Below are 7,606 nucleotides of genomic sequence, written 5' to 3' on the forward strand. Positions count from 1 at the left end.
CCTGCAAAAGCGCCGATTTGTCCAGGCTATGGACACCCACGCAAGGCTGGCCCTTCACCCGGATTTGCCGGCTATCAGGGGGATTTACACAGGGGGATTCAGTCGGTTGCCACTGCCTGCATCATCTGGTATACTCAAGGCGCAACAATTTCAACGGCAGAGTAGGCGTTGCGCGTCAAGTGCTCCGGGATGGGAAGTCGCCCGGGGACGAAAGGGGAAGGCCGACAAAACTCCGGCCCGGCCTCTGCGGTGCGACGTCGCGTCCGCTGACCGCTCCAAGTGGGGACCTTAAAAAAACCCCCCCTTTAGTCGGCCTCGGCCTCTGCCGCGACAAGAGGGGGTTTTCTCATGCGTGGGGTGTACAGTACCACCCGCGCGGGGCTCCTCATCGCGGCCAGTGTGGTCCTGACGCGTTTCTTCGGCGTCATGGTGCCACTGGCCGGAGTGGGTGCCCTGCGGCTCTCCTTCGGTGACGTCCCGATCATCATGGCCAGTCTCTTTCTCGGCCCCGTCTGGGGGGCGGCCGTCGGCGCCGCCTCGGACCTCCTGGGGTTCGCCCTCAATCCCATGGGCGGCCCGTACTTTCCCGGGTTCACCCTGACCGCCGTCCTGGTCGGAGTATTACCGGCCCTGTTCCTGAGGCTCTTCACCGTCGGCCTGGAGCGGTCCGGGGAAGGTCGCGCGAAGCTCGCCTTCTGGCGTTACCTTGCGGCCATCGCCTGTTCCGACGTGATCACCTCGATGGTCCTCAACTCCTACTGGATCCACATCATGTACGGCAAGGCCCTGGCCGCCATCCTGCCGGCCCGGATCATCGCCCGGCTGGTGCTCATCCCGATCTCGGCCGCCCTGGTCTCGCTGACCGCCCAGGCCATGCCGGTCAGCCTGGCGGCCCTGGCCAAAAAACCGAGCACCAACGGACCGACGGTAGGTTGACGGAACCAAGCCAAAAGGCGGCGGCCCTTCGGGAATCCCGAAGGGCCGCCTCGTTTCCGGCCGTTCCGTTGGTCACTTGGCCAGGTCCACCGGCCGACGCGAGACCCACTCGTAGACACAGGACACCTCGAAGCCGAGTGAAGCGTAGAGGTTCTGCGGGGGGACGCTGCCGGCCACCACCGAGGTCCTGACCGCCGGCTTGCCCCGCCTGAGAATGAGGTTGACGCAGAATTGCGTGAGGGCCCTGCCGAACCCTTCTCTCTGGGCCTTGGGGGCCACGGCGACGGTGTCGATGACCTCCCCGTCGACGATGCCGCCAGCGATCAGGTTGCCAGAAACGTGGACGACGAAGATGTCGCCCCGCCTCTCGGCCAGGTGGGCCCGATACTCGGCGGTGTTCTGCCGGCGATAGACCGCCGCGGGCTCGAGCCCGAGCCGTTTTCGAACCGGGTAGAAGGCCTCGCTGTTCAGCCGGATGAGGCGGTCGAAGTAACGGTCCTCGTACGGTTCGACCTCGACGGCCGGCTCGGGAAAGCCGGGGCCGCGGTAGACCAGTTGGTTCATGGCGTACCAGAGGCCGAACCCCCGGCGGGCGAAGAAGGCCCGGGCGTCGTCGGCGGCGGCCCGGTACATCGCCGTGACCCGGGTCGGCGGCGCTTCGGCGAGGAGCGACTCCAAGGCGGCGTAAAGGTCGCGCCCCACCCCCCGCCGGCGGGCGCCCGGATCGGTGTACATCCTCAGGTTGTACCGACCCTTGCCCTGCGGTTGGAGGCAGGCCAGTCCGACGACCGTCCCGCCTTCGTCGAAGACGAGGGTCTGGTAGTCTCGGAGGACCTCCTTGACCCGCTCGGTGGTGACCACCTCATCCGTGCGGACGAGGCGCATCACCTCGGGCAGATCGTCAGGGTGGTACCGTCGGATCAACACGCCGCCCCCCCAAAGGCCCGGGCCGGCCTCGTGACGTCCCTCGATTCAATTATCGAAAGACCGGGGTCAATACGTGAACTGAACATTGAACGTGCTCGGCGAAAGGGTGGCGAAGGTGTAGCCCATATCCCTGAGACCTTCGATGATTTCCGGCAGGGCTTCCGGGGTGGTCGTCTTCGAGCTGCTGTCATGGAGAAGGACGATGACGGCCTGCCGGTGGGCCGCACCGGCCAGCACCGAGCGGACGATGGTCGCCTTGTCCTGGGTCTGGACGGCCGCATCCTGGCCCGAGTCGTTCCAGTCATCGTAGAAGTAGCCCTCGGCGAGGGCCCTCTCGGTCAGCTCGGACATCAGCTTCTTGCCGCCGAACTGCCAGGAGACACGGTTGTCGGACCCGCCCGGGAAGCGCATCAGGGTCGGGCGTTCGCCGAGGGTCTGCTGGACGAGGTCATCCAGCTTCCTCGCATCGGCCAGGTAGGCGTCGACGGAGGCGTAGATGGTCCGGTAGTTGTGACTGTAGGTGTGGTTGCCGATGGCGTGGCCTTCGTCCTTCATCCGGCGGTACATGTTGCGCCCGAACTCACTCGGGTTGCCGCAGACGAAGAAGGTCGCCTTGACCCCATACTCCTTGAGGATGTCGAGGACCTTGGCGGTGTTCTGGCTCGGTCCATCGTCGAAGGTGAGGTAGGCCGTCCGGACCGTTGGGCGGTTCTGCTCACGGTGCGGCAACGGCGGGGTCGTCTCCTCGGCTTTGACCCGCTCGAGCTCGGCCAGCCTCGCCTGAAGCTCGAACAGACGGGCCTGAAGATCGATGTTCTCTTCAGCGACCGTGGCGCTCTGCAGCTCGACCAGGGAGTAGTCGTCCTTGAGTTGAGACCCGGACTCCTCCAGAAGGGCGTTGGCCCGGGCCAGCCCGCTGTTCTCAAAGGTGACGCTGAACGCCCAGGCGGCCGAGGCGACCAGCAGGATTAGGGTGATGGCGCTGCGGTTCTTTCTGATCTGGCTCATAGGCTCTCCCCTCTTTATGTTCACTAGCCTTAGACTGAGGAAGAGCGCTAAGAGTTCCAGGGAAAGCGTAGTAGCTTGGGCGGGTCCAGGGGGGGGTTGGGGGAAGAACGGCAGGGTGACGCCGCGTCGCGTCGAATTGATGTGAGGCAAGGTTTTCAATGTGAGGCCCAAATAAGCGGCTGCAATCGCCACCCGGAGCTCGGCGGCTTTGAACCTACCCTAGAGCAATCAAGCGGCGCTCAGCGGTCCGGGATAGGCTGAGGGTCGCCCGGCGGTGGGTTGCGCCGCCATGGGGGGAAGGCAATGATAACCAGGGACCGTACCAGGAGAATGGCGAGATACGCCGCATTCCTGGCAGCACTGCTCTATCCAATGTTCACGCTGGCCTCCTATGTAGCGTACCCTCTGCAGTACGACCCCGTCCACAACTGGCTGAGCGACCTCGGGAACGCGCTGGTCAATCCCAGCGGTTCGATTTTCTACAACGCCGGTTGCGTTGTCACGGGCCTCCTGCTAATAGTGTTCTACATGGGCCTGAACGCATGGCGGACCGGAGATAGGGTGCTCGGGAGGCTCCTGACTATCGCTCAGGTCTCCGGAGCCTCTTCCTCGATCGCCCTCATCCTTTCCGCGGCGTTTAACATCGGCCAGTATCCCCTGCTACACAGCCGGTTTTCGATGTTCCTCACTATCGGCCTGACCTGGTTTCTCAGCTTCGCCAACACGGCCCTACTGCGCCATCCTCGTTTTTGGAGGGGAGTCGGAGTCTTCGGCTTTGCCGCGGCCGCCGTGAGTCTGGTCTACGGCGTATTTGCCAACGCGCCGCTTGCCGAGTGGGTCACCATAGCCATCTTCATCGTGTACATACTTCTACTGACTGCCAACGCTGCGCAGCTTGAGCGAGCCGATTCCTCCGGGCCGACCTCGGATCCCGGCTAGGCCGGCACCGCTAGAACCGCAAACCGGCTGGCGGCGGTTAAGCACGGAGGGAGGATGACCACGACCTCCATTTTGGCCGCCGCCCCAGATCCTGCTATCACCCAAGATAGCAGGATTTTTGTCGGTCCCGCCGAAATGTTCATTGATCAACGGGCCAGAAAAGTCAGACTGCCCGCCGCCGGTTCACGACGTTTGCCGTCGTCATAGCCCCCCGCCTTGGTCCGAGGGAGATGTCCAGATGCAGACACCAGTCGCCACAATCAATCGTCATCAGCGGGCGATCTCGTCGGCCCTTGTCTTGTTTCTGGCCGTCGGGCTCCTCCTGCCGGCCTCCTGGCGCCTCCTCAGGGGCTTGCCCAATCCCACCCTGACCTCGTCGTCCGAACCGAGCCTGGACTACATGATGTCGATCGAGTACGGCTGGATCATGCAGAGCCAGACGGCCGACGGGGCCATCGCCCAGACCTATCGGGGGGATTCGGTGATCCCCTACTTTGCGAACCTGTCCGCCCTGGCGCTCGTCCGCGAGAACCCGCGGGCCGTGCGGGATTACATGGAATGGTACCTGAGTCACGTCAACAAGCCTGATTCGTCGGGACTCTTCGGGACGATCTACAACTATGCCGGGGTCCCCATAACGTCGCCCCCGGACGTCCGGGTGGCGTCGGCCGAGGCTCAGACGAGGATCATCATCGCGCCGAAGTACGGCCCGGCGGCCAAGTCCGACTTCCAGCCCACCGGCGAATACGACTCGGCCGATAGCTATGCGTCGACCTTCCTGTCGCTGGTCGAGGACTACACGGCGTCGACCAACGATCTGACCTTCGCCCGCCGACACGTCGCCAATATCAAGCTCGTCGCCGACGTCATCCTGGCCCTTCAGGATGACGACGGGCTGGTCTGGGCCAAGGCCGACCACCCCAAGAAGTACCTCATGGACAACTCCGAGAACTACCGGGGGCTGGAGGATTTCTCGGCCCTCCTGAGCCGCCTCGACCTGGCCGACCTGGCTCGCGGGTACGGCGTAGCCGCCCAGCGGGTCAAGGACGGCATCCTGGACCGTCTCTGGGACGCCAAGACCAAGACCTTCTACTGGTACCTGGATCAGAACGGGCGGCGGGCCCGGGTCAACTGGCGGACATGGTACCCCGACGCGGTCAGCCAGGTCTTCCCCATCCTCGACGGCCTGATCAGCCCGAGCGATCCGCGGGCCCAGGGACTCTGGGCGGCCCTCAACAAGTACCACGAGGACTGGGTCAGCCGGATGGACGTCACCCCCTGGGCCATCGTGGCCTACGTGGCCACGGTCATGGGCGATTCACAGCGCGCCGACGCGGCCATCGACACCCTCCGGGCCGCGGTGGTCAAGGCGCAACGTGACCCGCAGTGGCATTCGGCCGAATCGGCCTTTATCTACCTGGCTTACGAAGCCCGTCGGGGAAGACTGCCCAAGCATTACCTGGTCAATTGAGAAGCGGATGAGGGCGGCCGGCCACGGCCTCCCACCCTCCTCATCCTTCTTGGCCGGCAGTCGCAAACAACCCCTCCGTCCGCGCGGAGGGGTTGTTTGCTTTATCTGACTGGAGAGGAGGGTACCTCTGAGTCTGCTTATGAGGTTGCCTACGACAGTGCCGGCGACGGTGATTGGGTCTTCAGGGCGTCGACCGCGTTCTTCAGGATCGTCCCGGCCTGCTTCTCCAGCTCAACCAGGGCGGTCTTCTGGGCCACGACCTGCTTGGCGTCGGCGACGGCCCGGTCAAGGGCGGCCAGGGCCCCGGCCGAATCCTTGTCCTCAGCGGCCTTCACCGCGTCCTTCCGATCCGTAGCCAGCTTCTTCTGGGCCTCTAGGAGACTGGTCATGGACGCCTTGGTCTTGTCGCGGAGTTCCTTGAGCGGGGCGATGGCCGTCTTGATGGTCTCGCCCTTGGCCTTGAGGCCAGTCCACAGGTCCCTCAGCTTCTGGCCGAGCCCCTGAGCCTCCTGGCGCTTCGCCTTCAGCTGTTCGCGAACGGCGGCCAGCTGAGCCTGAAGGCCCTTGACAAGCTCCTGGTTCCCGGCCTTCTTGGCCTCACGAAGCTGGGTCTGGAGGAGCTTCATGTGGTCCAGCAACGGCTTGACGACGCCCTGGCTGTACTGGATCTGCTCCTGCTTGGCCGTCCTGACCCTCTGGGTTCCGTCACGCTGGGTGCCTCGGATCTCCCTTTGGAGGGTCGCCGCTTCTTGGCGGACTGTCCGCAGCTGGGCGTCAAGGTCCGCGGCCTGAGCCCGGATGGCGTTCAACTCAGCCAGCTTGTCTTTGGCCTGCTGTTGCGCCGCCGGGTCGAGCTTGGCGGCCAGATTCGCCGCGGTCTGATCACTTCCGCCGGTCGGCGCCGGGCTTGCGTAGGCGACTCCGGCCACCGCCATGACCGCCACAAGGGCCAAGATCAAAGCGGTTCTTGCTTTCCCCATTCGTCCGACCTCCCTTTGGGGTCTTGATCCGCCTTCGCCAGGGAGGCTTCCCACGTTGCCTCACCTGCAGGTAATACTCTAGCCCCAAAATGTTGCCGGATTGTTAACGAAGGTTTAAGCCATCTGAACATAAACCGCGCAGAATACACGGGCCCAAGTGATCGCGGGTCGGCCTCAGCCGCGGTCAAAATAGATGCTCTTGCCGGTGGCCGACAGCGGTAGCCCGACGACCACGTCGGCGTCGACCAGGCCGAGCTTCTTGGCGGTCACGCCGACGCGATACATGATCCGGTTGTCGGCGTTGAGCAGGCCGGCGGTCTTGGCCGCGCTGCCCAGGGCGAGGCCGAGGTCGACGTAGCGCCAGGCGCAGAAGGGCCCGGCGAACTCCGGCCCCTCGTGGGCCGCCTCGAGGTCGGTGCACTTCTCGCGGCCACAGGCTCCGCAGTTGAGGCCGACGAACTTGGCCTCCTTGATCCCGACCAGCAGCAGGGCGCCTGAGTCGGCGACGTTCTGGCCGTCGCGATCGAAGTTCTTCTTCCCGGTCTCTTGGCCATACTTCTTCATCTCGGCGCCGAGCCTCTTCAGATCCTTGCCGGTGACCACCTTGGTCACGACGAAATCCTTGCCACCCGTCTTGGGGGCCGTCCGGGCGGCCAGGTCCATGAGTTGGGCCACGCTCTTGAGGATCTCTTCCACCATCGACCACTCCATTTCTCTTGGCCGGATACTGGCCTGGACGGATGATTCAGCGCCGGGGGCCGAATGACCTTCAGACAGGCCCGACGGCCGCGGAGAGCGGCCCTTTATCGGCAGGATTTACCTGGATTGGTAGAGAATGACCTGGCATTTCCATCTAAAGAACGTGACCCGACGAGCCATCCGCTCTCAAACGGGGGACGTGAACTTGCGCTTTGCCGGTCACCTGCTGGGGCTGATTCGTCGAAGGGCGGCCAACATCCCAGTCGGCGCGCTCCTTTGTTCGTTGGGTCTGGCGCTGGTGATCACTCTCCTGTCCACGTCCTTCCACGAGTTCGGGGAAGCCCGCAAGGCGGCCCAGACCAGGGCCAAGATGAGTAGCCGGGCCGTGGCCGGCGCCATCGACGCCTTTCTCACCTCGACCCACGTCATGCTGGAGACATTATCGATCCAGCCGGCTTTCGTCCTCCAGAATCGGGCCGAGGCCGAGCCGGTCCTGGTTCAGCTCCTCGCCAGCAACCCGGTCTACACGGACATCTGGGCGACTCGCGCCGACGGGTGGGACTACGCCGGCGCCGCCCCCCCACCCGGCGGGCAATTCGTCTACGTCGGCGACCATCGGTACTTCCAGGAGGCCGTCCAGGACGAC

At 64.3% G+C, this 7,606-nt stretch carries 8 protein-coding genes and 1 riboswitch; of the genes, 4 read left to right on the forward strand and 4 right to left on the reverse strand.

Annotated elements, in window-relative coordinates; all coding sequences use genetic code 11:
* Positions 1-155 precede the first annotated feature (155 nt).
* Positions 156-271, forward strand: a riboswitch (THF riboswitch).
* A 77-nt stretch (positions 272-348) separates the two neighbouring features.
* Complete coding sequence (locus VGL40_08860) at positions 349-936, forward strand: folate family ECF transporter S component (protein HEY3315364.1); 588 nt, start codon at positions 349-351, stop codon at positions 934-936.
* Between the two features lie 72 nt (positions 937-1,008).
* On the opposite strand, the gene VGL40_08865 is transcribed toward VGL40_08860, so the two are convergent.
* Together VGL40_08865 and VGL40_08870 are read right to left on the reverse strand one after the other, a co-directional pair.
* Positions 1,009-1,860 (reverse strand): GNAT family N-acetyltransferase, encoded by an 852-nt coding sequence (locus VGL40_08865; protein ID HEY3315365.1) that lies wholly within the window; start codon positions 1,858-1,860, stop codon positions 1,009-1,011.
* A gap of 69 nt (positions 1,861-1,929) precedes the next feature.
* The gene (locus VGL40_08870) at positions 1,930-2,871 is read right to left on the reverse strand and encodes a polysaccharide deacetylase family protein (protein ID HEY3315366.1); all 942 of its coding nucleotides are present in this window, start codon (positions 2,869-2,871) and stop codon (positions 1,930-1,932) included.
* 303 nt (positions 2,872-3,174) lie between these two features.
* Between VGL40_08870 and VGL40_08875 the strand changes: the two genes are divergently transcribed.
* Together VGL40_08875 and VGL40_08880 are read left to right on the forward strand one after the other, a co-directional pair.
* Entirely contained in the window at positions 3,175-3,810 is a 636-nt protein-coding gene (locus tag VGL40_08875; protein ID HEY3315367.1) for a DUF998 domain-containing protein, read from the forward strand.
* A 238-nt stretch (positions 3,811-4,048) separates the two neighbouring features.
* Positions 4,049-5,281 carry a hypothetical protein gene (locus VGL40_08880; GenBank protein HEY3315368.1) on the forward strand — a complete coding sequence of 411 codons (1,233 nt, stop codon included), beginning with the start codon at positions 4,049-4,051 and terminating at the stop codon, positions 5,279-5,281.
* 149 nt (positions 5,282-5,430) lie between these two features.
* Here the strand turns inward: VGL40_08880 and VGL40_08885 are convergent, their stop codons facing one another.
* Both VGL40_08885 and VGL40_08890 read right to left on the reverse strand, forming a co-directional pair.
* Positions 5,431-6,261: a hypothetical protein gene (locus tag VGL40_08885; protein HEY3315369.1), complete on the reverse strand. Its 831-nt coding sequence runs from the start codon at positions 6,259-6,261 to the stop codon at positions 5,431-5,433.
* Between the two features lie 174 nt (positions 6,262-6,435).
* Positions 6,436-6,960: a DUF2148 domain-containing protein gene (locus tag VGL40_08890; GenBank protein ID HEY3315370.1), complete on the reverse strand. Its 525-nt coding sequence runs from the start codon at positions 6,958-6,960 to the stop codon at positions 6,436-6,438.
* A 199-nt stretch (positions 6,961-7,159) separates the two neighbouring features.
* Between VGL40_08890 and VGL40_08895 the strand changes: the two genes are divergently transcribed.
* Positions 7,160-7,606, forward strand: a 447-nt coding sequence (locus VGL40_08895) for a hypothetical protein (protein ID HEY3315371.1), incomplete at its 3' end; no start/stop codon positions are given.

The organism is Bacillota bacterium, assembly GCA_036504675.1.
Taxonomy (GTDB): domain Bacteria; phylum Bacillota; class Sulfobacillia; order JAJYWN01; family JAJZPE01; genus DASXUT01.

Excerpts from the sequence above, each read along its gene's own strand:
- VGL40_08870 (HEY3315366.1), bottom strand. The coding sequence starts at position 2,871 with ATGAGCCAGATCAGAAAGAACCGCAGCGCCATCACCCTAATCCTGCTG.
- VGL40_08875 (HEY3315367.1), top strand. The coding sequence starts at position 3,175 with ATGATAACCAGGGACCGTACCAGGAGAATGGCGAGATACGCCGCATTC.
- VGL40_08885 (HEY3315369.1), bottom strand. The coding sequence starts at position 6,261 with ATGGGGAAAGCAAGAACCGCTTTGATCTTGGCCCTTGTGGCGGTCATG.
- VGL40_08860 (HEY3315364.1), top strand. The coding sequence starts at position 349 with ATGCGTGGGGTGTACAGTACCACCCGCGCGGGGCTCCTCATCGCGGCC.
- VGL40_08880 (HEY3315368.1), top strand. The coding sequence starts at position 4,049 with ATGCAGACACCAGTCGCCACAATCAATCGTCATCAGCGGGCGATCTCG.
- VGL40_08890 (HEY3315370.1), bottom strand. The coding sequence starts at position 6,960 with ATGGTGGAAGAGATCCTCAAGAGCGTGGCCCAACTCATGGACCTGGCC.